Origin of the sequence: Halorubrum lipolyticum DSM 21995, assembly GCF_000337375.1 — an archaeon.
In the GTDB taxonomy this organism is placed as follows: Archaea; Halobacteriota; Halobacteria; order Halobacteriales; family Haloferacaceae; genus Halorubrum; species Halorubrum lipolyticum.
This window is the reverse complement of record NZ_AOJG01000015.1, coordinates 37717-63463: the sequence shown is the minus strand read 5'-3', so window position 1 is coordinate 63463 and position 25747 is coordinate 37717. Positions and strand designations below refer to the sequence as shown.

Here is a 25747-nt window from a genome sequence, read left to right as displayed (position 1 = left end):
GTGACCACCGCCAAAGCCCCAGTCGCGCTCGGCTCCCACAGCTCGCTGCGGTCCTCAGTCGGTCGCGAGCGCTCCCTCCTTGCGGTCCTTGCGTCGCTGGGGTTCGCCGAGCGCGACTGCCCCTTTGAGACCCACCCGACCGCAACCGCCCCGCACCTCACACCTCCCCAGCCTCGTCGGTCGCCCTCCGCGTTGCTCCGGGCGACCGACTCCCTCGCGCGTGCACCTCGCGCCCTCCGGGCGCTCGGCGGCGCGCGCCACCGCACAAGCACTGCGAGTCGATCCGTCGTCGAAGTCGCATTGCGAGTCGATCCGTCGTCGAAGTCGCATTGTATAACCACGAACGTGCACATAGAAAAGCATTAGAACGGGCTCGATAACCACGTAAGTGAATGAGTCTGCCCGATTCGGACCACGAGCTCGTCGTCGCGGAGCTCGGCCGGGAGCCGACGGCGGCCGAGGCCGCGCTGTTCGAGAACCTCTGGAGCGAGCACTGCGCGTACCGCTCCTCGCGGCCCCTGCTGTCGGCGTTCGAGAGCGAGGGCGACCAGGTCGTCGTCGGCCCCGGCGACGACGCGGCGGTCCTCGCGCTGCCCGACCCCGAGGCCGCCGACGTTCCGGCCGCCGACCGCGACGCCGACGACTACGGCGACCAGTACGTCACCTTCGGCGTCGAGAGCCACAACCACCCCTCCTTCGTCGACCCGTTCGACGGGGCGGCGACGGGGGTCGGCGGCATCGTCCGCGACACGATGTCGATGGGCGCGTACCCGATCGCCCTCCTCGACTCGCTGTACTTCGGCGGCTTCGACCGCGAGCGCTCCCGCTACCTCTTCGAGGGCGTCGTCGAGGGTATCTCCCACTACGGCAACTGCATCGGGGTCCCCACGGTCGGCGGCAGCGTCGCCTTCCACGGCGGCTACGAGGGGAACCCCCTCGTCAACGTCGCCTGCGTCGGCCTCACCAACGAGGAGCGGCTCGTGACCGCGACCGCACAGGAGCCGGGCAACAAGCTGGTCCTCGTCGGCAACGGCACCGGCCGCGACGGGCTGGGCGGCGCCTCGTTCGCGAGCGAGGACCTCGCGGAGGACGCCGAGACCGAGGACCGCCCCGCGGTGCAGGTGGGCGACCCCTACGCCGAGAAGCGGTTGATCGAGTGCAACGAGGCGCTCGTCGACGAGGACCTGGTCCTGTCGGCCCGCGACCTCGGCGCGGCCGGCCTCGGCGGCGCCTCCTCCGAGCTGGTCGCGAAGGGCGGGCTCGGCGCCCGACTCGACCTCGACAGCGTCCACCAGCGCGAGCCGAGCATGAACGCGATGGAGATCCTGCTGGCCGAGAGCCAGGAGCGGATGTGCTACGAGGTCGCGCCGGAAGACGTGGACCGCGTCGCGGCGCTCGCCGACCGGTTCGACCTCGGCTGTTCCGTCATCGGCGACGTGACCGACGGGAACTACGTCTGCGAGTTCGCGGGCGACGACGAGGAGTCCGAGGTCGTCGTCGACGTGGACGCCGAGTACCTCGCCGACGGCGCCCCGATGAACGACCTCCCGAGCGAGGCCCCGACCCAGCCGGACCGCGACCTCCCGGAACCCGAACCGTCGCTCGAAGAGGCGGTCGAATCCGTTATCGCCGCCCCCTCGACCGCGAGCAAGCGCTGGGTGTACCGCCAGTACGACCACGAGGTCGGCGTCCGCACCGCGATGAAACCCGGCGACGACGCCGCGATCATGGCGATCCGAGAGACGGAAACGGAAGAGAGCGATCCCGAGGGCGAGGACGCCGACGGAGGCGACCCCGAGGGCGTCGGCCTCGCGCTCTCCTCCGGCGCGAACCCGAACTGGACCGAGACCGCTCCCTACGAGGGCGCCCGCGCCGTCGCCCTCGAGAACGCGACCAACCTCGCCGCGAAGGGCGCGGTCCCGCTCGCGGCGGTCGACTGCCTCAACGGCGGCAACCCGGAGAAGCCCGACGTGTACGGCGGGTTCAAGGGGATCGTCGACGGGCTCGCCGACGCCTGCGCCGACCTCGACACCCCCGTGGTCGGCGGCAACGTCTCGCTGTACAACGACAGCGTCGAGGGACCGATCCCGCCGACGCCGACGCTCGCGCTGATCGGCACCCGAAAGGGGTACGACGCGCCGCCCGCCGCCCTCGACGTGGACCGCGCGAGCGACTCCGAGCTCCTCCTCGTCGGCGCCGGCGACGCCGACGGCGGCGCCCTCGGCGGCTCCGAGTACCTCGCGCAGACCGGCGGGACCGACCGGTTCCCGGCGCTTCCGGACGCGGAGGAGGGGCCCGGCGGTCTCGCCGACCTCGTCGCGTCGCTCGCGGCGGTCGCCCGGCACGAGTCGACGCTCGCGACGCACGACGTGAGCGACGGCGGGCTCGCCGTCGCGCTCGCGGAGCTGGTGACCGACGAGGCGGGCGCCGACGTGACCCTCCCCGACCGCGTCGCGGCCTTCGAGGAGACGCCCGGCAGGCTCGTCGTCCAGACGACCGACCCCGAGGCGGTCGCCGAGATCGCGGGCGACCTCCCCGTGCTCCGGCTCGGCGAGGTGACGGCCGACGGGGCGCTCTCGCTGTCGGTCGGCGACGACGCGGTCGCGCTCGACGCCGACGCGATCCGGGACCTCCGCGGCGTCATCGAGCGAGAACTCGCCTGACTCGGTCTCGCGGCCGGATCGGCCGATCGCGCCGCCCGGGACGCCCGTCGCCCCTCGCCTTCCCGCTGAGAGCGAGCGAGCGATACGTTTTTAGGTTTTCCTAAAATACGTAGTCTCAGTTACGGGACGCCGGTCGGCCCGGCGCCGGACACACCGATGGCTCACACGCAATCAGTCAAACGGACGCAGTCGGCCACAGACGCGAGCGAGTCGCCCGCGAAAGCGAACGGATCGCGCGCAGACGCGACCGAGTCGGCCGCCGACGCGTCGCCGGAGCCCGTGTTGTCGCTGTCGGGCGTGACGAAGGAGTTCGGCCCGGAGACCGCCGTCGACGGCGTCTCCCTCGACGTCAAGCCGGGAGAGCTGCTCACCTTCCTCGGCCCGTCCGGCTGCGGGAAGACGACGACGCTCCGGACCATCGCCGGGCTGGAGGAGCCGACCGAGGGCCGGATCGCGCTCGGCGGCGAGACCGTTGCCGGCGACGGCGCGTTCGTCCCGCCCGAGCAGCGCGACGTCGGGATCGTCTTCCAGAACTTCGCGCTGTTCCCCCACCTCACCGTTCGGGAAAACATCGCGTTCGGGCTCGAGGACGGCGCCGACGCGGACGCGGACCGCGTCGACGAGATGCTGGACCTCGTCGACCTGCCCGAGCACGGCGAGAAGACGCCGGACCAGCTCTCGGGCGGGCAGAAGCAGCGCGTCGCGCTCGCGCGGTCGCTCGCGCCGGAGCCCGACGTGCTCCTCCTCGACGAGCCGTTCTCGAACCTCGACGTGCGGCTCCGCGTCGAGATGCGCGAGGAGGTCCGGCAGATCCTGAAGGCCGCGGGCGTCACCGCCGTCTCCGTCACGCACGACCAAGAGGAGGCGCTCTCGATCTCCGACCGCGTTGCCGTGATGAACGACGGCCAGATCGAGCAGGTCGGCCGCCCCGAGTCGGTGTTCGAGCGGCCCGAGTCGAAGTTCGTCGCCTCCTTCCTCGGCCGGGCGTCGTTCCTCGAAGGCCACCTCCGCGACGGGAAGGTCGAGACCGGGATCGGCCGGTTCGACGCCGTCACGCTGGAGGGGTACGACACCGTCTACGACGGCGCGCCCGTCGACGTGCTCGTGCGCCCCGACGACCTGCGAGCGACCCCCGCGAGCGCCGAGCTGGCCGACGGGACCATCGTCTCGCGGCAGTACGTCGGTCCCTCGTTCATCTACCGCGTCGAGCTCGGCTCCGGGGAGGTCGTCCACTGCCTCCACAACCACGTCGAGGAGTTCGACCTCGACGAGGCGGTGAGCCTCGAACTCACCGCCGACCACCCGCTGGCCTGGTACCCGCGGTAGGCGCGTCGCTGTCGGCGGTTCTCGGTGACTGTTAAACTGCGAGCGACGGCGCCGCTCAGAACGTGAAGAGGAACGGGATGACGTACGCGACGAGCAGGCCGACGAGGGTGACGGCCGCGCCGATACCGACCTCGCGGCTGCCGAACGTCTGCATGGGGGCGGTCACGCGCTCGTCCGGGTCGGGCTCGTGTGAGTGGTCGTCCATGTTCGATGGTCAGTACGGCGGACATATAAGCGCATCTGAACAGCACGCGGTCGGACTCGAGCGACGGTCCGTTCGGAGAAACGTTTTCACGCACCCGGCTCGAAACGTGGGTCGAACGACTCGACGTCGAGGAGCGTTATGAGTGACTCACGAACGCCTAAAACGGGCTCGGCCGGTACCGACGACGACCCCGAGCGACCGCCCCGCTACGAGCAGGTGATCCGGTGGGCCGAGTATATCAAAGAACACCCGCCTGAAGTGTGGGGACCCCAGCAGAACGCGGTCGTGAACGGGCAGATCGAGAGCGCGAAGGCGGTTGACGTGAGCGCCGAGGACAGAGAGCGAATCCGGGAGTTCGCACGGGCGGAACTCGGGGAGGAGACGGACTCCGAGACGGACGATCCGGAGCGGTCCGACCCGGAGTAGCCCGCGATCACTCCCCGAGCGACTCCAACTTTCCGACGATCTTCGTGTACGCGTCCGGCGCCACGTACCAGCCGTGATCGATCATCGCGTCGATGGCGTCTCGTCCCTCCGCAGCCGACAGCGCGCCGTCCCTCACTGCGGCGAGGACGAGGTACGCGGTCCCGCGCGTCTCGACGTCCTCCACTTCGGCGGCGGAGCGTCCGGCGAACTCATCTATCACGGCGACACCGTCACGGGCGTCTGCACAGGCGAGCACCGGCACGTCGGCGTCGCTCAACCCGGATGTCGCGCGAGTCGCGTCGCGACCGGGGAATTGTCGGTGTCGACCGCGACGACGTCGACCAGGCCGTCCTCTACGGCACGCCCGATCCGACGCGCATCGTCGTACCCTCGTTCGATATCGGTCGTCACGACCTCGCGGTAGACGGCTTCCGGGACGACTTGTGGCCCATCTCCGTCCGGAAGAATGTTTGTGACCGTTGTAACCTTCGCTCTGTACTCTACTCCGACTCGATGAAGTCGGAGCCGATACTCGATTACTCCTCCGCCTCAGCCTCTGATGCGTCGGCGCTGATTGTGAGGCTGTTGGGGAGGTTCTCGTAGTAGTGGTTATTGTTGAGCAAGATTTCAACATTAACGAAAACCGTATCTCCGACGCCAATTGTGTACGCGTTACCACGCCCTTGCATCGAGGTACTGAAGTCGGAGTTATCCTCCGACTCGGCGGCGTACCACTTCGTGATGTCGGGGTTCCCGTACTTGACGTCGTGGTTATCGTTGTCCTCCACCCAGACACCGACAGGCTGAGACCCGTGGTTAGTGATGCTGAAGACTCCGGTGAAGGAGTAGTCCGAGTTTGTGTTGATACCGGAGCCCGTGACGCCAGCGTCCCCATTGAAGTTCAATATCAAATCGCCATCGCTTTCGGCGTAGGGGCTCTCCTGCTTGAGCTTCAGGAATGCGCTCTCGTCACCAACTACGCTTACGTTTATTGTGCGGTCGGTTTCCGCCGTTTCGAACGCGCCTGTACCCATTGCAGCTGCCCCTCCGGCAGCGAGCGATCCCAGACCGATGACGAATTTGCGTCGTTCCATGGTTGGTCTACCTCTGTTACCCCCATGGGACGTATCCCATATCGTTATGAGTCGGCAGAAGACGTTCCGGGAGGTTCTGAAGGTTCTACAGGGCGATCCTGCTTCGGTTCAAGCACAGTCTGTTCGCTTCTGGTGGTCCCTTCGACAGCGATCTACCGGTTCGTCTCCCGTTCCGACCGACAAAGATCTGTCACCTCCCGAACTCCGCCCAAACCTGATGCTACCGAGTTTAGCGCGGCTGACGGATCTCGGCCGATTACTCAACAGCTCGGCGGATCGTCTACGATAACGCCGTCGCCACCCTTGGAACTACTGAACTCGCACGCGTCCGCGTTCCAGCTCGGGTGCTGATAAATATCGCCGTCTACTCCGACTGCGACGACCCACCCATCAAATCCTTCGTTTTTCCCTGCTTCGACCTCGGCTGACTCTTCCTCTACAGAGGGATCCTCCGCAGAACTCCCGTTCGGGATGCGATACACGTCGATATCGACGGTGTCCCCGTTCTGGCTCCGATTCCCGACGTTGATCGTCCCCCTGCCGTTAAACCGAACGAGGCTGGCGGTTCCGTCGTCCTGTGTGACCTGGAACCGACGCGTGTCGGAGTCACCGAACACCTTCGCGGAGACACCTTTGCCCTCGACGCTGACCGTGACGGCGACATCCACTTCGTCCTCGGCGGATAGGTTCGGGTCCGCAGTGACCGTCTTTGCTTCGCCGGCCTCGAACGCACCCTCGGGTACGTTCGGCTCTCCGAAGTACTCGCTCCCGTCGTCGATAGTGGCGTCGATAATCTCGATCTTCTGAGCGAACTGGTTCGTCACGGTGACCAGATCGACCGTCCCGTCGTCGACGTTCGCGTCGTCTGGCAGGGTCCGATCGTTCGACCGGTAGCCCACAAACGCCCGTTCGTCGTTGACGACGTTCACCTCCACCCCACGCTCCGCCTCCATACTGCTGAACGCGCCGGTACCGACGCTCATCGCGCCGGAACTCGCGCCGCCGAGCAACAGGATGAGGTTTCGTCGTTTCATCTGCGGTTGGATCTCACGCTTCGTTCACGCCGTCAGACGCGTTCCGACCCTAAGGTTATGCGCTTCCAGAAGACCCGAAACGACTCCCTGAAACGCCGGTCTCAGGTCAGTTCCGGCGGTTCGTCGGGTTCCCCGACCTTCATCTCCGCGGTGTAGTACTTGTGCGCGATCGCGGAGAACGCGAACGCCACGACGATCGCGACCGTCCACGCGAACTCGGGCAACAGGACGAACGGCCACGCGCCGAGTCCCACTGCGCTGACGAGCGCGACGGCGACGGCGGAGAGCCCGAGGTAGTAGTCGCTCCAGGGGATCTCCCTTCCCTCGACCACGTCCATGTACACGTCCACGTCGGTCAGCGCGGGCGTCGGCTCGACGAGGCCCCGGTCCTTGTTGAACTCGACGACGCCCGCGTCGTCCATCTTCGGCAGGTGCGACTGCTGGAGCGCGGTGTAGACGCGCTTGCGCTCGTTGCCCGTGATCTCCGTCATCTCGATCCCGTTTTCCCACGCCGCGATCTGTTCGGCCATCTCCCCGATCGCGATCGAGCTGTCCTCCTCGCGTTTCAGCAGGTGGACCGCGAACCGCCGACGCTGATTCGCCAATACGTCGAAGAGCTCGTCCTCAGAGATGTCTGTCGCCGGTTCGGCACCCCCCCTATCGATCTCCTGTACCGACGCCATTTCCGTCTGACACATATGAGTACGCCAACATAAATCCCGCGGTTATGATACTCTACCAAACTTTCTCGGAGTTCAAACACTGTCTACTTCGAATACATTATATGGCCGTATAAATGGGTTAAAACGCCTGAAAAGCTCATTCTCGACGAATCAACACGGAACGTCTTTCGCCCGTAATTATTGATTTCTGTCATATATGTGGCTATCTCTGTTGCAACAATTCCGAGTCAGAACGGTCGGGCAACACGCCGGGAGTGATCGTCGTGTGGCGGGCTCGTAACGATATATTATCCGACACATGCGGCTATCAACGACACCCTTCACCGACTTCAGGCAGTGTATGATTAAGGCCCACGGGGTGTTGCTTCTCAGTAACACCGACATGCCTACCGCTCGCCGCACCCTGTTTCTCGCCCTGATCCTCGTCGCGGCGGGGTCGCTGATACTCACCACCGGTGCGGCGGTCCTCGACGGCCCGGCCGACACCTTCGCGGACGACGATATCGCGGTCCAGCCGGCCGACGGCCCGAACGGGGACTACGCCTACCTGAACGACGACGACGAGATCGTCGTCGACGTGTCGGCGTCGAACCCCAATCTCCCGGCCGATTTCGAGGGCGTCAACCCCGACGCGCTCGCGTCCGCGGACGGCGTCTTCACGATTACGTACACGGGCGACGAGTACGCCCGGGTCTGGATCGAACACGGGGGGGAGAACGTCACCTTCGTCACCGACGGCGGATCGATCGAGGGCAAGGCGAACAACGCCACTCTCGGGCCGAACCAGACGGTTGCGGTCGGCCTCGAGATCGACGCACGCGGCGCGGCCGCCGGGACGCAGTTGGGCGCCGACGAGTTCTCGATCAACGCGACGAGCGTGGGACCGGACGACGCGTCGATGATGGACGCGTCGACCCGACAGACCAACGACGGCGGCCCGAGCATAACGGTCACCGCGCCGAGCGCCGACCGGCGCGAGTTCGACGCGAGCGACGTCGACCGCGGGGACACGGTCAGGTTCGAGGCGGACGGCATGCACCTCGACGGCGGGAACGTCACCCTCGACCGGCTCGACGTGGAGGGCGTCCGCAACGAGCGCGTCGAGGTGAACGCGGTCGGGAGTCCCGGTCCCGTCGGGAACGGGAGCGCGCTGACGGCGCCGACGACGCCGCGCTCGATGGCGTACCTCGCGCTCGATTACGACTTCGAGCCCGCCGATGTCGACGCGATGACGATCCGGTTCAGCGCGGACTCGGACCACCTCAACTCGACCGACACCGACCCGGAAAACGTGACGCTCTACCGGCAGACGGACGCGGGCGACTGGGAGGAGAAGCCCGTCGAGGTCGTCGACGACGACGTGGTCAGAATCTTGGGCCTCCCTGAGGACCGCGTGCACTTCCGCGCGACCACGACGGAGTTCTCCACGTTCGCGGTCGCGGAGCGCGTCCCCCGCTTCGACGTGACCGAGACGGCCCTCGACCCCGCGGCGATCGACCCCGGCGACGAGGCGACCGTCCGGGCGACCCTGCGGAACGGCGGCGGCGCGGCTGGCGAGCGAACGGTGGCGCTGACCGCGGACGGCGACCCGGTCGCGAACGAGACCGTCGCGCTCGCACCGAACGAGACGGCGACCGTCGCGTTCGCGAGCGCGTTCGAGACCGCGGGCGAGTACGACCTCGCCGTCGACGGAACGGACGCCGGTACCCTGCTCGTCGGCGATCCGGCGAGCGACGAGGGCTCCGCGGACAACGCAGACGCGGGGACCGGTTCGAGCGAAGACGCCGGCGGGAGCGGGGATCCCGGTCCCACCGAAGAGCCGAGCGGGATCGACTTCGTCGAGCTGGGCGGCGTGCTCGCGCTCGTCGCGCTCGTCCTCGCCACGATCGCGCTCGTGCGACGGGCGCCCCGATCGTGAGCGGTTGCCGTCGACAGGTCTTAACCGCTGGTCCGCGACTCTCGGAGCGTGACGGCCTCCTCGAACACGCGGAGCGAGGTCGCGGCGGGACGGGACGCCGACGGTGTCGGGGTCCGTGGCGAGCTCGTCGCGGGCGTCCGGCTCGTCGACCTGCTCGCGCTCGCGGCGGTGCCGGTGGTCCTCGGCGCCGTCTTCGCGCTCCCCGAGCCGACGCGCCGGTCGCTGGCGTTCGCGTACGCCGAGCCGACGGTACTGACCGCCTTCACCGCCCACTACGTCCACCTCGAAGCGGGCCACCTCGTCGGCAACGTCGTCGGGTACGGCCTCCTCGCCGGCGTCGGGTACGCGCTCGCGGTGTTGGCGGGATACCGGCGATTTTTCATGATCGCGTTCACGACGTTCCTCGCCGCCTTCCCCGTCGCGCTGTCGGCGCTGAACCTCGCCGTCCCGCGGAACGCGATCGGGTTCGGATTCTCCGGGGTCAACATGGCGCTTTTCGGCCTGCTGCCGCTTCTGCTCGGAGTGTACGCCCGCGAGCGGTTCTTCCCGGGGGCGTCGATCCGCTCGCTCCCCGCGGTCTTCTTCCCGCTCGTGGGGTGGATGGCGCTCCTGGCGCTCCCGGTCTCGCCGGGCGCCCTCGACGGACCCGGGATCGCCGGGATCGCGACCGCGGTCGCCGGGCTCGTCCTCGGCCTGCTGTACGCGTCGAGCACCGGGATCCGGATCCGGCGGGCGATCCGAAGCGGAGCTCGAGCCGCGGTCTCGAATCCGGGGGAGGGAGACCTGTTCGCGATCGGCGTCGCTCTGGTCGTCGGCTATCCGATCGTCGGGTTTCCCGGCGATCCGACGGGGACGGGCAGCGTGGTGAACCTGTACGTCCACCTGCTCGGCTTCTGTCTCGCGTTTATCGGGCCGTTCGCCCTGCTGGCCGCCGGGGTATTCGAGGAGTGACTACCGAGCCGCCTCGGTACGCCTCGGCGCCGCGCTGCTCCGAACCACGAACTTATAGTGTCTCGATGACATTCTCGTATCACGACTGATCGACGGCGGACGATCGATCGACGGCGGACGACCGATCGACGCCGGACGACCGACCCACGACAGACGACCGATCGGCGACGAACCGTGTGGCCGACACCCGAGACACGACCCATGTCCCTCAAACGCACCCTCTCAGTAACGTTGCAGGTCGCGGCCGTGCTCGTCGTCGCCTCGCTCGTCGTGGGGCAGTACCTCGGACAGCCGGTGCTTCTGAGCTACGTCGAGACCGGCAGTATGCAGCCGGTGCTCAGCCCGGGAGACGGGTTCGTCGCGATCCCCGCGCCGCTCGCGGGCGGAATCGGCGTCGGCGACGTGGTGACCTTCGACGCCCAGGAGATCGAGGGCGGCGGACTGACGACCCACCGCGTCGTCGAGGAGACGGAACGCGGATACGTCACGCGCGGGGACAACAACCCGTTCACCGATCAGGACGGCGGGGAGCCCGTCGTCCAGGACGCCGACATCGTCGCGAAGGCGCTCACGGTCGGGGGGAGCGTGGTCGTCATCCCGCACCTCGGCACCGCCGCGATGGGGATCCAGTCGGCGCTCGACGCCGCCCAGACGTGGCTGGCGGTCACGTTCGGGGTTCGGTCGCTGCAGGGCACACAGGGGCTCGCGTACCTCCTCTTCGGGCTCTCAGCGGTCGCGTACGTGGTCGACTGGTACCTCGACACGGGGAGCCGCGAAACGCGGGAGCGCGACCGCTCCCGCGACGACGGCACCTCGGTGTTCGCGATCGTCGCCGTGCTCGCGTTGGTGTTGATGGCGACGGCGACCGCGGCGATGGTCGTTCCGGGCGGGAGCCAGGAGTACGGCGTCGTGAGCGCCGAGTTCGAGTCCGACAACCCGACCGTCATCGAGCGGGGCACGAGTCAGGAGCTGGAGTACGTCGTCCCCAACGCCGGGCTCGTCCCGGTGTACGCGTACGTCACCCCGCAGAGTCCGGGGGTCGACGTCGACCCCCGGCGCGTCGCCGTCGGCAGCCGGGGCGAGGCGTCGACGACGGTGACGCTCACGGCGCCGGACGAGACAGGCTACTACCGGCTGTTCGTCGTCGAACACCGGTACCTCGCCGTGTTGCCGCCCGGCGTGATCGACGACCTGTACGGGGTCCACCCGTGGGCCCCGCTGGTCGCGATCAACGGGCTTCTCGGCGGCGGCATCGTCGGACTCGGACTGCTGTTGCTCCGGGGCGAGCCCGCGCGGATCCGCTCCCGGGAATCGCGCGCCAAGCCCCCGCTGTATCGCCGCGTCCTCCGCGAGATCTACAGGTGACCGAATGAGCGAGACACCCCCCACCGAAAGCCGGCTCCGCCTCCGGGCGGTACTGAACGCACAGTTCACTGTGATCCTCGCGGTCTGTCTCGTCGCCGCCGCGGTCGGGGGCGGGCTCGTTTACACGACCCACGTCGATCCGGGCACGGAGACCGAGACCCGGACCGTCTCGTCGCTGACCGTCGAGTCGGAGTACGTCCACTCCGCCGAGGTGACGGAGCCGAACTCGGTGTTCGACACCGGAACGGTGCTCGACGGCCGGAACACCTACTTCACGCGGGTCGCGCCCGTGCTCGATGTCGCCGTGGAGACGAGCTACGCCGCCGACGCGGCGAGCGACGTCGACGTCTCCTTCGAGTCAGTGCTCGTCATTCGGAACGTCGCCAGCGAGGGCGGGACCGTCTACTGGGACGAGCGGGAGACGCTGACGACCGAGACGGTTTCGGGGGTCGAGCCCGGCGAGACGGCGGTCGCGTCGTTCGCGCTCAACAGCTCCGAAGTCGACGCGACGGCGAGCGAGATCGAGTCGGAGCTCGGCGCCTCGCCCGGCGAGACGGAGACGTTCGTCGAGACGGACGTGACCGTTGAGGGCACGATCAACGGCGAGGAGACCTCGTCCACGCGGCCGATCGAGATGACGCTCGACCACGGCGGCGACACGTACACCGTCTCGGAGCCGGGGCTCCAGTCGGACACTCTCGACGAACAGACCGAGCGGGTCACCGTCGAGCGGAGCTACGGACCGCTCCGCTCCGCGGGCGGACCGCTGCTGCTCCTCGTCGGGCTCGCCGGGGCCGGCGGGCTGGCGTACGCCCGCCGCGCGGTCGACCTCGCGCTCACGCCGGCCGAGCGCGAGTACCTCTCGTACCGCGACGACCGCTCCGAGTTCGCGGAGTGGATCACGTCGATCCGGCTCCCCGAGTCGGTCCACGAGCGTCCCGAGGCCGAGGCGTCGACGCTCCGGGACCTGGTCGACTTCGCGATCGACAACGACACCGGCGTCGTCGAGGACCCCGCGACCGACGCGTACCACGCCGTGACCGACGAGTTCGTGTACACCTACGCGCCGCCGACGCTCGCGATCGAGGGCGACGAGGGTGACAAAGATGGCGAGGGTGGCGGGGGGAACGAGGGTGACGGAGAGGACGGGGGGTACGAGGGAGAAGCGGCGCCCGGCGCGGCCGACGACGAGGCGAACTGACGCGCTCTCCCCCTTCCCCTCACTGTCTCGACCACAGCAACTCCGGACCGGCGACCGCGGCGTGGTCGACCGTTCGGCCCCCACGCCGAGGTAACTGCCCGTGACGAGGGCGGTTGCCGTGCGGAGACGATCGGTGATGTCCCACCTCGCTTCGTCGATCCGCCGAATGCGCCGCGGTCGGCGGCCGCCGAGGGGTCGGGAAAAGTAACCTACTTGAGTGCGGGCGGGCAACCGTCGAGTGCAGTCCCGTGGTGTAGTGGCCAATCATAATGGCCTTTGGAGCCATTGACGGCGGTTCGAATCCGCCCGGGACTATCCTGCCGCGAGCGACACCGCGAGCTGCCGGTGTACGCGGCGAGTTCGAAACTGGCGAATCCGGCCTCTCTCCCCAGTCGCGTTCGCCCGACCGTCCCCCTGCCGCCATGTATGTCATTTTTTACCATGCAGTTCGTGGGATCGCTATGGATCCGACTCAGTATCGCGACGCGGTCGTCGCGAACCGGCGGAAGCACGGCTTCGAGGCGGTCGACGCGCGCGCGAACGGCTTCGATCCGGTGTGGGAGACCCGCGACGACGACCCCTCGGTGGGCGAGTGCGTCGCGCTCGCGACGCTCGTCGAGGAGTCCGATCCCGACCCCGACGATATCACCGCGATCGCCGACGAGTTCCGAGACGTGCTCGTCGAGCGCGTCGACGACCGGCGGGGATCGACGACGCCGCTCGGCTACGTCGTCTTCGCGGTGCCGGACCCCGATCGGTCGGTCGTCGACGCGGCGCGGTCGTACACGGTCGCCCGCCGTCGGACAAACGTGTTCCCCCTCGTGTACGACTGCGAGGCGGAGACGCTGCACCGACACGAGGTCCCGCGGCTGAAGGGCAGAGGGATCTACCGCCGGCAGGCCGAGGACGCGCAGCGGCTGTTCGACACGTAACTAGCCGCGAAAAAACGGGTCGTCCGCTCAGATCAGGCGCTCGGCGATCCGACCGGCGCCCTCCGCGGCGGCTGTCGCGGGGTCGTCGGGGGAGACGACTTCGACGTCGCGGTCGAGCTCGGCGGAGAGCCGCTTCTCGAACTCCTCGGTGAGCCCAGGGATGCAGGCCATGCCGCCGGTCGCCGCGACGGGGCGGCCCAGCGCGAGCTGGTACGGCTTCATGTGGTCGTTCGCGAGCTCCGGGAGGAACTCGTTGGCGACGACGTCGACGGCCTCGTCGATGTACCGGTCGACCGGCTCGCGGACGCCGCGGTCGACGGTGAACTCGTGGCTCCCGCCGCCGGGCTGCTGGATCACGTCCGTGAACGGCTCGAAGTCGTACACGTCGGCGTGCTCCTCCTTGTACTCCCGGGCGGTCGTCCGGTCGATGTGGACGCGGCCCTGGCTCTCCTCCTCGACGGCGGCGACGATCCGTCGGTCGACCTCGTTGCCCGTCACCGAGCCGGTCGAGAACGGCGAGAGCTGCTCGCCGCGCCGGTAGGCGCACGCCTCCAGCGTCGTCGACCCCATGTTGATGGAGACGAACACCTCGTCGATGGCGTCGAGATCGTCGCCGTAGGCCGGGATCGCCCCGCACAGCGACTCGGGGTAGCTCCGCGTCTCGACCTGCCCGATCGAGGAGCCCTCGATCACCGACTTGAGGTTGTTCACGCCCGCCTCGTTGTCGATGGTGGGGACGGCGTAGACGACCGCGCTGTCCTCGGGCACGTCGTGGGCGTCCACGAGCGCCTCGAAGAAGCGCTCGGCGTCGGCGACGCTCTCGTCGTCCTCCGGGAGCCCCGATCGAAGCATGAAGCGCACCGTGTCGGGGTACTCGATCGCGGCCTCGTGGCCGAACAACACCTTCTCGTCGCCCGTGATGGCGTCCTCGTAGGTCGCCAGACACGTCAGCGTCGAGTGTCGCTCGCGGCCGCCCCGCCCGTCGGGGACGTCGAGCACCGTTCGGGTGCTGCCGAGTTTCACGCCGACCGCTTCGGGGCCGTCTGTACCGTTGATGTCCGTGGATTCGTCGTCGTCGCTCATGATGTACTCGCACACGAAGCGATCCGGACGATGGAGACGAGGCTGATCCGATGGTCCGCGGGGGTGAAGGGCCGGTCGTACCGCGGGGCATCGAACCCCTCCAGCCGGCGCCGGAGGGCCTCGATCGCGCCGTCGTCGACCCAGCCGAGCTCGGCGTAGTACGACAGCGCGTCCCGGCTCCGCACGTGGCCGCCCACGTCGACGAGGTAGCCGAGCCACTCGCCGATCTCGCGTTCCGCCTCCGGTGAGGCAGGGATCGCCGTCAGGTACGGTCGATCGCCGGCGTCGGATCGGTCTCCGTCGCCGGACAGCCGCAGCCCCCGCTGACGCTGGAGCAGCTCGGTGAACGCGGCCGAGCGGGCGGCCTGCTCCGCTCGGTTCCGGTTCGGCTGACGAAGCGACCGCTCCCGAGGCGCTTCGTCGGCGCCGTCTCGCGGTGCGTCCGCGATCCGGCGCAGCTCCCGTACGTCGTATCGCCGTGGATTCAGACTCATGTTCCGTCCGTCGTTCGCGTCCGTATCGAGAGCGTCGCCGGCCGGCTATATGATAGTTGCCACGCAGTTATCAGGTCTGAGAAACTACTGGATCCCCGGTGAGAAGCGGTTGTTCTCCGGGGTCATTCCGCCTCGGCCCACGGGAGCGGCTCGGTACACCAGTGACAGAAGTCGAGTTCGGCGTCGGTCTCCTTACCGCAGTGCGGGCACTCGACTTCGGCCGGTCTTGCGTCGCTCTCGGCGGCGCTTCCGGCGGCGGCCGCGGCCGACGGCGGGGAGTTCGCGCCGGAGAGGTCACCGGCGCGCTCGCCGACTCTCTCCGCCTCTCCGTCGTCGCTCGCGGCTCGGCGGCGGATCGCCTCGGCGGTCGCGTCGGCGCGCCGTCGCTCGGCGACGTCGGCCCGCCCGACGAGGTACGCGTCGACCGCGGAGATGGCGTACAGGACGGCGATCGGGAGGGTCACGTCGGTCGGGAGCGCGGCGGCCGTCTTGAGGGCCTCCGCCGGCGAAATCGTCGAGCCGACCGGCACGTCGTAGAGGGCGAACAGCGCCACGCCGCCGCCGACGATCGTCAGGTGCCACAGCAGCGCCCGCCCCCACCGGCGCAGGGTGAGGTGGCCGAGGCCCGGCAGCGCCATCGCCAGCAGCGCGGCGAGCAGGGGGCGGAACTGATCTCGCATGTCTCGCCGGTTCGACCGGCCGGTACTTATGCCTGCGGTGTCGGTGTCGCCGGCGGTCGACGGTCGGCGTCGAGTCGTGCCGTTTCCGGGACGCGGGCGGCGTCCGCGGTCGCGGATAACAACCGTTAATCGACGGCCCCCCTTCCGACTCGCCATGAGCAGGCAGCGGGCGACCGCGTTCGTTCCCGGTCACGTCACCGCCTTCTTCAGCGCGCACCCGGCAGAGCGCCCCGCGGCCGCCGGCTCGCGCGGCGCCGGGGTGACGCTCACCGACGGGGTGACGGTTCGGGTGTCGGCGGCGGTCGAAGTGGACGAAGTAGACGAAGTAGGCGAAGTGGACGAAGTAGGCGAAGTGGACGAAGTAGGCGAAGTGGACGAAGTAGGCGAAGTGGACGAAGTAGGCGAAGTNAGGCGAAGTGGACGAAGTAGGCGAAGTGGACGAAGTAGGCGAAGTGGACGAAGTAGGCGAAGTGGACGAAGTAGGCGAAGTGGACGAAGCGAGCGTAAGGGACGGGTCAGCCGGGTCCCACACCGTCGACGGCGAGCCGGGGACGATCGGCGCCGTCGAGGACGTGCTCGCGGACCTCGGCACTCCGGACGCCGACGTCGCGGTCGAGACGGACCTCCCGATCGGCGCCGGCTTCGGCGTCTCCGGGGCGGCCGCGCTCGGCGCGGCGCTCGCCGCGAACGACGCCTTCGACCGCGGCCGGTCGGAGAACGAGCTGATCCGGATCGCTCACGAGGCGGAGGTCGGCCGCGGGACCGGCCTCGGCGACGTGGTCGCGCAGGCGCGCGGCGGCGTCCCGATCCGGTTGGAGCCCGGCGCACCGGGGATGGGCGCCCTCGACGGGATTCCCGCGGACGCGCGCGTCGAGTACGCCACGTTCGGCGAGCTGTCGACCGAGGAGGTGTTGGGCGGCGACACCGCCGCCCTCTCCGCGGCCGGCGAGCAGGCGCTCGACCGGCTCCGCGCGGACCCGCGGCTCCCGACGATGATGGACGCGGCCCGCGGGTTCGCCCGCGAGGCGGACCTCCTCGTTCCCGAGGTGTCCGAGGCGATCGCGGCGGTCGAGGAGTCGGAAGGCGATTCACCCGATGGATCCGACGACTACGGCGCCGCCATGGCGATGCTCGGCCGCACCGTCTTCGCGCTCGGTACCGGCCTCTCCGACGCGGGCTACGACCCCGAGGTCTGTCGGGTCGACGCCGCTGGCGCGCGGCTGGTTGGGCGGTGAACCTGTCGGCGGATCCCTCCTCGTATCGCCCAGTGTCTGGCTAAGTAATACTTATTTATCATTACACCGACTGTGTTAGTAGAGCATGCCCCGAGTTACCACGAAGGGACAGGTCACGATTCCGAAAGAGATTCGCGAGGCTCTCGGAATCGAGCCCGGTGATGAAGTCGACTTCGAGCGAGTCGGTTCCGACTATCGGCTCCAGAAACGGGCCCCGACCACCGAGGACGGCGAAGATCCGTTCGAGAAGCACCGTGGAAGCGCGGATAGCGACGAAACGATGCCGGATCGGATGCGTCGACTCCGCGGCGAGTATCCCCGCGAGACCGATGAATCACTCCCAGTCGACGAGTCGCTCGACGACGAGGAAGCGGGTGGCGACTCGTGACCACGGCCGTCGACACGAACGCGTTTCTCGCGCTGCTCTACGACGACGAGTACGCCGACGCCAGCGAGGCGGCTCTCAGACACGCGTACCGAGAGGGGGCGGTGGTCGTCACTCCGGTCGTATATGTCGAACTCGCAGCCGACGGCCGCTTCGACTCGGCCGCCGATCTCGATCGATTTCTCGAGGATTTCAGCGTCAAAGTGGTCGATCCGTCGCGCGAGGCGCGGTTTACAGCGGGCGATCGGTTCCGAGAATACGTGGATCGTCGACCGGACGGAATCCAGTGTCCCGCGTGTGGCGAGACACGGTCCGTTGACTGCGAGGCGTGCGGCGAGTCGATCTCGCCGCGACAACACATCGCTGCCGACTTTCTCATCGGTGCGCACGCCGTCGTCGACTGCGACGGCTTGGTCACGTTCGACGAGGGGTTCTACTCGACGTACTTCCCGTCGCTGGCGGTTTCTCCGAACTGAACGATCGCCTTCCCGGGCACCCCGCGCTGACGGACTCCGTCGCCGACGCCGACGAACAAAGCTTTACCTCGTCGCCCGCCTATCTCCGGCAAATGGTACTCGACGACCTCGGTACGTCCCTCCGGAGCAGCCTCGACAAGCTCCAGGGGAAGTCCCGACTCTCCGAGAGCGACGTCGAGGAGATCGTCAAGGAGATCCAGCGCTCGCTCCTCTCCGCCGACGTCGACGTCTCCCTCGTCATGGAGCTGTCGGACTCGATCAAGTCCCGCGCCCTCGAAGAGGAGCCGCCGGGCGGCACCACGGCGAAGGACCACGTCCTCAGGATCGTCTACGAGGAGATGGTCGAGCTCGTGGGCGACTCGACCGAGCTCCCCTTAGAGAACCAGACGATCCTGCTCGCCGGCCTCCAGGGGTCGGGGAAGACCACCTCCGCCGCCAAGATGGCCTGGTGGTTCTCGAAGAAGGGGCTCCGCCCCGCCGTCATCCAGACGGACACCTTCCGGCCCGGCGCGTACGACCAGGCCAAGCAGATGTGCGAGCGCGCCGAGGTCGACTTCTACGGCGACCCCGACAACGACGACCCGGTCGCGATCGCCCGCGAGGGGCTCGAGGCGACCGAAGACGCCGACGTGCACATCGTGGACACGGCGGGGCGCCACGCCCTCGAGGACGACCTCATCGCGGAGATCGAGGAGATCGAGAGCGTCGTCGACCCCGACCGCTCGCTGCTCGTGCTCGACGCCGCTATCGGGCAGGGCGCCAAGGAGCAGGCCCGCCAGTTCGAGGCGTCCATCGGCATCGAGGGCGTGATGATCACCAAGCTCGACGGGACCGCGAAGGGCGGGGGCGCGCTGACGGCGGTCAACGAGACGGACTCCTCCATCGCCTTCCTCGGGACCGGCGAGACGGTCCAGGACATCGAGCGGTTCGAGCCCTCCGGGTTCATCTCCCGGCTGCTCGGGATGGGCGACCTCAAGCAGCTCTCCGAGCGCGTCGAGCGCGCGATGCAGGAGACCCAGGAGGAGGACGAGGACTGGGACCCCGAGGACATGCTGCAGGGCGAGTTCACCCTGAAGGACATGAAAAAGCAGATGGACGCGATGAACCGGATGGGGCCCCTCGATCAGGTGATGGACATGATCCCCGGGCTCGGCGGCGGGATGATGGACCAGCTCCCGGACGACGCGATGGACGTGACCCAAGACCGGATGCGCCGGTTCGAGCGCATCATGGACTCGATGACCGAGGAGGAGCTGACGAACCCCCGCGTCGTCGGCCAGTCGCGCACGGAACGGATCGCGCGCGGCTCCGGCACCGACGAGGAGACCGTCCGGCAGCTCTTAGAGCAGCACTCGATGATGGAACAGACGATCAGCCAGTTCCAGGGGATGGGCGAGGGCGACATGCAACGCATGATGAAGAAGATGGGCGGCGGCGAGGGCGGCGGCCTCGGCGACATGATGGGCGGCGGGAAAGGGCCGTTCTGAAGCGTTGATCGAGGGCGGTTGTTTATAACGAGCCGTTGCTGACGGTGGATCGAGGGACGACTTCTCCGAAGTCCCAGTCGCTCGCTTATAAGCGGTTGACGGTGGACCGGCGGTGAACACCTCCAAAGCCCCAGTCGCTGAGGCGCACGCTCGCTGCGGTCCTCGGTCGCTCGCTTCGCTCACTCCCTGTGGTCCTTGCGTCCCCTGCGCCTCAGCGACTGCCCCTTTGAGTCCCACCCGACCGCACCGCACAGCCTCACGCCTCCCCAGCCCCGTCGCTCCCTTCGTCGCCGGCGCTGCGCGCCGGCTGCATGAGGGACCGGAGGTCCCTCTCTGCTCGCGACTCCCTCGCGCGTGCTCCTCGTGGCCTCTCGGCCACTCGGAGGCGCGCGCCCCGCATACGTTTTATAAGTTCGTGTCCGTCTCCATGTCTTCGGTCGCCGCTTCGAGCCCGTCGTCGCGGGCGGTCTCGGCGTGCGAGCCCTCGATCTCGGCGTCGGTGAGGAGGTCGCGGAACTCGTCGCGGAACCGGTCGTTCGCGCGGGTGGAGGTCAGGTCCACGCGGGCGATCCGGGCGTATTTCGCGACGGTGTCGGGGTCGGCGTCGAGGGCGTCCGCGCACTCGACGATCGAGCGCCCCTCGGCCGTCAGCTGCTTCAGATCGCCGTACTCGAACGCGTCGTCGTCGACCTCGCGGTCGGCCTCGCGGACGAGGTGGAGGTCGAGCCGCGCGTCGCGGACGGTCGAGGGCTCGAGGACGGGTGCGACTTCCGACTCGGTCTCCGCTTCGTCCCCCTCCCGCTCCTCGTCCCCCTCCCGCTCCTCGACGAGCGCGGTCGCGATCGCCTCGTCGTCCTCCTCCTCGAAGCGACCGCGGGCGATCCGCGCGTAGGTTTCGTCGCCGAGGTCGGTCGAGAAGTCGTACCGCTCTCGCATCGCGGCGACGAGCTCGCGGACCCGCTCGTCGACCGCCGCCTCGTCGCGGTCGGTGAGCGTCCCGCGGGACTCCGCCTGCCGCTCGGTGACCGTCTCCGACCCGGTGGTCTCGACGAAGATGTCGCGGAGCTCGGAGGTCTTCTCGTCCATGGGCGGGGGCATACGCGCCGGCGATAAATAAGCCTCGCGTCCGGTCCGAGCCGCCTCCGGCGGTCTCGCCTGTTGCCGTCGACGCTCCGCTCCCACATCGTCAACCAGTACCTTCAAGTCGGTTTACGAGGGTGTCGGAGACATGGCAACCAGCACGGAGTCGGTGGATCTCGTCGGCGACGAGGCCGCGACGAACCTCGCCCGCGCGGCGCTTTTCGCCGCGCTCGTCGGCGCGTTCGCGTACGTGACGTTCCCGAATCCCGTCTCGCCCGTCCGGGTGACGCTCCAGGTGCTCGGCGTGTTCCTCGCCGGGGTCTACCTCGGCCCGGTGTGGGGGGGCGCGTCCCTCGTCCTCTACCTCGCGGCCGGCGCGGTCGGCGCCCCGGTGTTCGAGGGCGGCTCCGCGGGCGTCGGCCAGCTCGTCGGTCAGTCGGCGGGCTACCTCTGGTCGTACCCGCTGGCCGCAGCCGCGGTCGGCGCGGTCGTCCACCGCGGCGCGACGCTCCGCGACCTCGATACCGTCGGGCTCCCGACGCTCGTGGGCTCGATGGTCCTCGGCACCGCGATCATCTACGCGCTCGGCGTCGCCGGGCTCGCTTTGGTGCTCTCGCTGGGTCCCGTCGAGGCGGTGACCGTCGGCGCCGCGGCGTTCGTTCCCGCGGAGGCGCTGAAGATCGCCGCCGCGGTCGGAATCGTTCGCTCCGACGCGGTCGCGGCCGCGTGAGACGGTCCGTGACCGACTCCGCGGTGGCGCCGTGATCGACGTCGACGGCGTCACGTGCCGGTTCGACGGCGGGGCCACCGGGGAGGCGGGCGGCGTCGTCGCGGTCGACGACGTGACCCTGTCGGTCCCCGACGGCGAGTTCCTGATCGTCGCCGGCGCCAACGGCTCCGGGAAGACGACCCTCGTCAGGACGTTCAACGGGCTCGTCGAGCCCGACGCCGGGACGGTCGCGGTCAACGGCGCTCCCGTGAGCGACGACCTCGTCGCGGCCCGGACCGCGGTCGGGATGGTGTTCCAGGACCCGCGCGACCAGCTGGTCGCCGCCACCGTCGGCGCCGACGTGGCGTTCGGGCCGGAGAACCTCGGGCTCGCGCACGAGGAGATCGACCGGCGGGTCGACGACGCGCTCGCGGCGGTGAACATGGACGGGCGCGGAGACGACCGGATCGCGAATCTCTCCGGCGGCGAGCGCGGGCGCGTCGCGATCGCGGGCGCGCTCGCCATGGAGCCCGACCATCTCGTCCTGGACGAGCCGTTCACCGGGCTCGACGAACCGGCACGGAGGTCGGTGCTCGACCGCCTGCGCGACCTCCGCGCGACCGGGACCAGCGTGATCGTCGTCACCCACGACCTCCGGGACGTGCTCGGGCTCGCGGACCGGGTGGTGGGGCTGTCGACGGGGGCGATCGTCGTCGACGACGCGCCCCGGGCGGCGACCGAGACGCTGCCGGGGCTCGGCGTTCGGGTGCCCGGGGGGTTCGACCGCCTGTCCGCGAACACGGGTTCCGGCCCGTGACCCTCTCGTACGTCCCCGGCGACTCGCTCGCCCACCGGCTCGACCCCCGGTCGAAGCTCCTCGTGCAGGCGGGGTTCGCGGCGGCCGCGTACGCGTACACGACGCCCCGCGGGCTCGCCGCGCTCACGCTCCTCGCCGTCGCCTGCCTGCGTCTCGCCGGCGGCGGCCCGCGCGACCTGTGGACCTACCGGGCCGCGTTCCCGGTGCTTCTCGTCGCGCCGCTCGTCGCCGGCGCGACGCTCGGGCCGCCGTGGTTCCGGGTCGAGCGCGCCGCGACCACGGGCCTCGCGAGCTACCGGGTCCTCCTGATCCTCGTCGTCGCCGCCGGCTACGTGCGGTCGACGCCGGTCCGCGAGTCGCGGGCGGCGATCCAGCGGGCGGTTCCGGGCAAGCCGGGACAGTTCCTCGGGACCGGCGTCGCGCTCGTGTTCCGGTTCCTCCCGCTCCTGAAGCGGGACCTGCTGACGGCGCGCGAGGCGGTCCGGGCGCGCGGCGGCGGAGCGCTCCCGGTCCGCGAACGGGTGCGGCTCGTCGCCGTCGCGGGGATCAACCGGGCGTTCGGGCGGGCCGACCGGCTGGGGACCGCGCTGAACGCCCGGTGTTTCGCGTGGAACCCGACGCTCCCGCGGCTCGCGCTCGGCCCCGCGGACTACCCGGCGCTCGCGGTCGGCGGGGGGTTGGCGCTGGCGGCCGTGGCGACTCTCGCGTAGTCGGCGAGCGGCGGTCGCGGCGCCCAACGCGTAGCCGTCGTGCGGCGGTCGTGGCGCCCCCCTCTCGGAAACCCCGGGCGACGCGCCCCGCGTTGTGGCAAGTTTTAACCCCGCCGTATCCGCCTGATCGATCATGACTCCCCTGCAGGCGGCCACCCGGGAGACGTTCTGGACGATCGGTCCCGTCGGGAAGGCCGCGTTCTACTGGCTCGCCGCGGTCGCGATCCTCGTGTTCCTGTACGGCGTGTACGCCCGGTTCACGGCGTACGCCCGCGGGAGCGAGGACCCCCGTGACCGGCTGTCGGACCTCCCCGCCCGGACGGTCGCGGCGACGAAGACGGTGCTCTCGAACGAGAACCAGTTCGACCGCGACCTGTACGCCGGCGTGATGCACACCTTCGTGCTGTGGGGGTTCCTCACCCTCCTCGTCGCGACGACCATCCTCGGGTTCGACATCGACGTGTACCGCCCGCTCGCGGGCGAGTCGTTCTGGGTGGGCGACTTCTACCTGGCCTACCAGTTCACGGTTGACGCGTTCGGCCTGCTGTTCGTCGTCGGCGTCGGCATGGCCATGTACCGTCGCTACCGGAACCGAGAGGGGCGGCTGTGGGGGAAACACACCTCGCTCGAGGACGACGCGTTCGTCTGGACCCTCTTCGCGCTCGGCGTCGGCGGCTTCGTCGTGCAGGCGCTCGGCATCGTCGGCCAGCCCGCGCGCGTCGACGAGACGGTGAGCTTCGTCGGCATGGCGATGGCTGCCGGCTTCCGGTGGGTCGGGCTGACGCCCGGCGGCGCCGAGGCGATCTACGGCGTCGTCTGGTGGAGCCACTCGCTGCTCGCGTTCGCCTTCATCGCGTGGATCCCGTACGCCAAGCCGTTCCACATGATCTCCTCGTTCGCGAACGTCGTCGCCCGCGACGAGAAAGCGGGCGCGCGGCTCCCGAACGTCCCCGCCGACCTCGACCACACCAACGCCGAGTCGCTCGACGACTTCACCTGGAAGGAGCTCATGGACGGCGACGCCTGCACGAAGTGCGGGCGGTGCACCGACGCCTGCCCCGCGGACACGGTCGGCCGCAACCTCGACCCGCGGGACGTGATCCTCGATCTGAAAGCGTACCGCGAGTCCGTGAGCGACGACCCGGTGGCGGGGTCGGGCGGTAGCGGCGCGGTGGCGACCGACGGCGGCGTGACCGGCTCCGCCGCCAGCGACGGCGGCACCGTCCCAATCGTCGCCGACGAGGGCGGCGTCATCGCCAGCGAGTCGATGGAGTCGTGCATGTCGTGTATGGCCTGCATGGACGCCTGCCCCGTCGACATCGAACACCTCACCGCCTTCACGAAGATGAACCGCCAGCTCGTCGACGAGGGGGCGGTCGACTCCAACCTCCAGGGCGTGTTCCAGGACGTGATGCAGAAGGGGAACACCTTCGGCGAGTCCCAAGCGAACCGCGGCGACTGGGCGGACGAGTTAGACGGGGACGTGGAGGTCCCGGACGCCCGCGAGCGCGAGGTGGAGTTCCTCTGGTACGTCGGCGACTACCCGAGCTTCGACGACCGGAACAGGAAGGTCGCCCGCGCGCTCGCCCGGTTGTTCGACGAGGCGGACGTGTCGTTCGGAATCCTGTTCGACGACGAGAAGACCGACGGCAACGACATCCGTCGGATCGGCGAGGAGTTCCTCTACCTCGAGCTGGCCGGCCACCACGTCGAGACGTTCGCGGACTGCGAGTTCGACTCGATCGTCTGTACGGACCCGCACTCGTACAACACCATCAAAAACGAGTACCCCGAGGTCGACTTCGCGGAGTTCGCGGACGACCCGATGATGCCGTTCGACCGCGAGGAGCCGTGGAACGCCGACGAGGAGATCGGCGTGTTCCACTGGACGCAGGTGGTCGAGGGGTTGGTCGACGAGGGGCGGCTCGGCCTCTCCGGCGACGAGCTCGACTACACCGTCACCTACCACGACCCCTGTCACCTCGGCCGGTACAACGACGAGTACGAGGCGCCCCGCGAGCTAATCAGAGCGACCGGCGCCGACCTCCACGAGATGCCGCGCTCGCGCGAGGACTCGTTCTGCTGTGGCGGCGGCGGCGGCGGGCTCTGGACCGAACACGACGAGGCGGTCAAACCGAGCGAGGAGCGGCTCCGCGAGGCGGTCGAGGACACCGACGCGGGCGCGGCGATCGAGAAGTTCGTCGTCGCCTGTCCGATGTGCACGACGATGTTCGAGGACGGGCGGAAGACGGGGGACTTCGAGGACGACGTGGAGATCGTCGACGTGGCGGAACTGCTGATCGAGGCGGTGGAAGCGGGGTCGGTGGAAGCGGGGTCGGTGGAAGCGGGCTCAGCGGCGACGGGGTCGTAACCGCCCCGCGGCGCGCGCCTCAGCGTGTCGACGCCGACCGCGACTCGACCGCGTCGTCGACCCGTCGCAGCAGGGTCCGGCCCGGCGCCCGGTCGCGCACGGGCGCGTCGCCGAGGTAATCGACCAGCGCGTCGCGGAGGAGGACGACCTCGCGGGGCGCGAGCGGGCGGTCGCGCTCGATTCGACGGAGCGGTCGACACTGCGGCGGCGCGTCGTCGCCGGCGGCGGCGGCGGCCTCGCCCGCGTCGAGGAGCGCCGCGTGGGCGACCCACGCCTCCTCGTGCGACAGCGAGAGCGGGACCGAATCCCCGGTCGTCGGTGGGGTCATAGTCCGGGTCTTCGCACGGAGGGTCTTAAAAATACGGTCGAATCGCACGTCGGTGGCCAAACCGCAGGAGACGGTCGCCGAGCGATCTATATAG

The 25747-nt window shown here is 69.1% G+C and carries 25 protein-coding genes, 1 tRNA gene and 2 pseudogenes; 18 read left to right on the top strand and 10 right to left on the bottom strand.

The genetic code is table 11. The annotated features are described in order from the left end of the window. Nucleotides 1–392 precede the first annotated feature (392 nt). On the top strand, nt 393–2663 hold the full coding sequence (gene purL / locus C469_RS06345) for a phosphoribosylformylglycinamidine synthase subunit PurL (RefSeq protein ID WP_008004877.1): 2271 nt from the start codon (nt 393–395) through the stop codon (nt 2661–2663). 156 nt (nt 2664–2819) lie between these two features. After that, on the top strand, nt 2820–3989 hold the full coding sequence (locus C469_RS06340; RefSeq protein WP_008004876.1) for an ABC transporter ATP-binding protein: 1170 nt from the start codon (nt 2820–2822) through the stop codon (nt 3987–3989). A gap of 55 nt (nt 3990–4044) precedes the next feature. Here the strand turns inward: C469_RS06340 and C469_RS17145 are convergent, their stop codons facing one another. Beyond that, nucleotides 4045–4194: a DUF7550 family protein gene (locus tag C469_RS17145; protein ID WP_008004874.1), complete on the bottom strand. Its 150-nt coding sequence runs from the start codon at nt 4192–4194 to the stop codon at nt 4045–4047. Nucleotides 4195–4332: 138 nt separating this feature from the next. Between C469_RS17145 and C469_RS06335 the strand changes: the two genes are divergently transcribed. Continuing rightward, on the top strand, nt 4333–4620 hold the full coding sequence (locus C469_RS06335) for a hypothetical protein (protein ID WP_008004872.1): 288 nt from the start codon (nt 4333–4335) through the stop codon (nt 4618–4620). 7 nt (nt 4621–4627) lie between these two features. Here C469_RS06335 and C469_RS17735 read toward each other — a convergent pair. The 4 genes and pseudogenes from C469_RS17735 to C469_RS06315 all read right to left on the bottom strand — a co-directional run bounded on the left by C469_RS17735 (nt 4628) and on the right by C469_RS06315 (nt 7431). Next, nucleotides 4628–5088 (bottom strand): annotated as a pseudogene (locus C469_RS17735) (DUF3368 domain-containing protein). A gap of 68 nt (nt 5089–5156) precedes the next feature. Beyond that, a complete protein-coding gene (locus tag C469_RS06325; protein WP_147587259.1) occupies nt 5157–5714 on the bottom strand; it encodes a DUF1102 domain-containing protein in 558 nt (185 codons plus the stop codon). A gap of 260 nt (nt 5715–5974) precedes the next feature. Next, nucleotides 5975–6697, bottom strand: coding sequence for a hypothetical protein (locus C469_RS06320; RefSeq protein WP_147587258.1), 723 nt, complete (start codon nt 6695–6697; stop codon nt 5975–5977). Between the two features lie 152 nt (nt 6698–6849). Continuing rightward, the gene (locus C469_RS06315; RefSeq protein WP_008004864.1) at nt 6850–7431 is read right to left on the bottom strand and encodes a DUF7344 domain-containing protein; all 582 of its coding nucleotides are present in this window, start codon (nt 7429–7431) and stop codon (nt 6850–6852) included. A 382-nt stretch (nt 7432–7813) separates the two neighbouring features. Here C469_RS06315 and C469_RS06310 point away from each other — a divergent pair, with 382 nt between their 5' ends. From C469_RS06310 to C469_RS06285, 6 genes are all read left to right on the top strand, one after another. Beyond that, nucleotides 7814–9349 carry a CARDB domain-containing protein gene (locus C469_RS06310; protein ID WP_008004861.1) on the top strand — a complete coding sequence of 512 codons (1536 nt, stop codon included), beginning with the start codon at nt 7814–7816 and terminating at the stop codon, nt 9347–9349. Nucleotides 9350–9397: 48 nt separating this feature from the next. After that, a complete protein-coding gene (locus tag C469_RS06305) occupies nt 9398–10300 on the top strand; it encodes a hypothetical protein (RefSeq protein ID WP_008004860.1) in 903 nt (300 codons plus the stop codon). A 201-nt stretch (nt 10301–10501) separates the two neighbouring features. Continuing rightward, entirely contained in the window at nt 10502–11665 is a 1164-nt protein-coding gene (locus tag C469_RS06300) for a signal peptidase I (RefSeq protein ID WP_049911087.1), read from the top strand. A gap of 4 nt (nt 11666–11669) precedes the next feature. Further along, on the top strand, nt 11670–12866 hold the full coding sequence (locus tag C469_RS06295; RefSeq protein ID WP_147587257.1) for a DUF5305 domain-containing protein: 1197 nt from the start codon (nt 11670–11672) through the stop codon (nt 12864–12866). Nucleotides 12867–13108: 242 nt separating this feature from the next. Beyond that, nucleotides 13109–13181: transfer RNA gene (locus tag C469_RS06290), tRNA-Gln, on the top strand. 146 nt (nt 13182–13327) lie between these two features. After that, nucleotides 13328–13798 carry a hypothetical protein gene (locus tag C469_RS06285; protein WP_008004853.1) on the top strand — a complete coding sequence of 157 codons (471 nt, stop codon included), beginning with the start codon at nt 13328–13330 and terminating at the stop codon, nt 13796–13798. Between the two features lie 27 nt (nt 13799–13825). Here the strand turns inward: C469_RS06285 and C469_RS06280 are convergent, their stop codons facing one another. From C469_RS06280 to C469_RS06270, 3 genes are all read right to left on the bottom strand, one after another. After that, nucleotides 13826–14881, bottom strand: coding sequence for a hypothetical protein (locus tag C469_RS06280; RefSeq protein ID WP_008004851.1), 1056 nt, complete (start codon nt 14879–14881; stop codon nt 13826–13828). Beyond that, nucleotides 14878–15375: a FlaD/FlaE family flagellar protein gene (locus C469_RS06275; protein ID WP_008004849.1), complete on the bottom strand. Its 498-nt coding sequence runs from the start codon at nt 15373–15375 to the stop codon at nt 14878–14880. The genes C469_RS06280 and C469_RS06275 overlap by 4 nt, the downstream gene beginning before the upstream one ends. A gap of 122 nt (nt 15376–15497) precedes the next feature. Further along, nucleotides 15498–16055 (bottom strand): zinc ribbon domain-containing protein, encoded by a 558-nt coding sequence (locus C469_RS06270; protein ID WP_008004847.1) that lies wholly within the window; start codon nt 16053–16055, stop codon nt 15498–15500. Between the two features lie 154 nt (nt 16056–16209). Between C469_RS06270 and C469_RS17470 the strand changes: the two are divergent. From C469_RS17470 to C469_RS06250, 5 genes and pseudogenes are all read left to right on the top strand, one after another. Then, nucleotides 16210–16353 (top strand): annotated as a pseudogene (locus C469_RS17470) (pantoate kinase); the annotation flags it as partial. Between the two features lie 172 nt (nt 16354–16525). Next, on the top strand, nt 16526–17290 hold the full coding sequence (locus C469_RS06265; RefSeq protein WP_241429988.1) for a pantoate kinase: 765 nt from the start codon (nt 16526–16528) through the stop codon (nt 17288–17290). Between the two features lie 85 nt (nt 17291–17375). After that, nucleotides 17376–17678 carry an AbrB/MazE/SpoVT family DNA-binding domain-containing protein gene (locus C469_RS06260; protein ID WP_008004844.1) on the top strand — a complete coding sequence of 101 codons (303 nt, stop codon included), beginning with the start codon at nt 17376–17378 and terminating at the stop codon, nt 17676–17678. Then, nucleotides 17675–18151, top strand: a complete 477-nt coding sequence (locus C469_RS06255; protein ID WP_008004843.1) for a PIN domain-containing protein — start codon at nt 17675–17677, stop codon at nt 18149–18151. Before C469_RS06260 ends, C469_RS06255 begins: the two co-directional genes overlap by 4 nt. Nucleotides 18152–18243: 92 nt before the next feature. Next, complete coding sequence (locus C469_RS06250) at nt 18244–19638, top strand: signal recognition particle protein Srp54 (RefSeq protein ID WP_008004842.1); 1395 nt, start codon at nt 18244–18246, stop codon at nt 19636–19638. 405 nt (nt 19639–20043) lie between these two features. Here the strand turns inward: C469_RS06250 and C469_RS06245 are convergent, their stop codons facing one another. Next, a complete protein-coding gene (locus C469_RS06245) occupies nt 20044–20724 on the bottom strand; it encodes a hypothetical protein (protein WP_008004841.1) in 681 nt (226 codons plus the stop codon). A gap of 142 nt (nt 20725–20866) precedes the next feature. Here C469_RS06245 and C469_RS06240 point away from each other — a divergent pair, with 142 nt between their 5' ends. From C469_RS06240 to C469_RS06225, 4 genes are all read left to right on the top strand, one after another. Next, entirely contained in the window at nt 20867–21448 is a 582-nt protein-coding gene (locus C469_RS06240; RefSeq protein WP_008004840.1) for a biotin transporter BioY, read from the top strand. 31 nt (nt 21449–21479) lie between these two features. After that, the gene (locus C469_RS06235; protein ID WP_008004839.1) at nt 21480–22244 is read left to right on the top strand and encodes an energy-coupling factor ABC transporter ATP-binding protein; all 765 of its coding nucleotides are present in this window, start codon (nt 21480–21482) and stop codon (nt 22242–22244) included. Then, the gene (locus C469_RS06230) at nt 22241–22954 is read left to right on the top strand and encodes an energy-coupling factor transporter transmembrane component T family protein (RefSeq protein WP_008004838.1); all 714 of its coding nucleotides are present in this window, start codon (nt 22241–22243) and stop codon (nt 22952–22954) included. Before C469_RS06235 ends, C469_RS06230 begins: the two co-directional genes overlap by 4 nt. Before the next feature lie 133 nt (nt 22955–23087). Beyond that, nucleotides 23088–25325 (top strand): heterodisulfide reductase-related iron-sulfur binding cluster, encoded by a 2238-nt coding sequence (locus C469_RS06225; protein ID WP_008004837.1) that lies wholly within the window; start codon nt 23088–23090, stop codon nt 25323–25325. Nucleotides 25326–25344: 19 nt separating this feature from the next. On the opposite strand, the gene C469_RS06220 is transcribed toward C469_RS06225, so the two are convergent. After that, nucleotides 25345–25653: a DUF7853 family protein gene (locus C469_RS06220; RefSeq protein WP_008004836.1), complete on the bottom strand. Its 309-nt coding sequence runs from the start codon at nt 25651–25653 to the stop codon at nt 25345–25347. Nucleotides 25654–25747 lie beyond the last annotated feature (94 nt).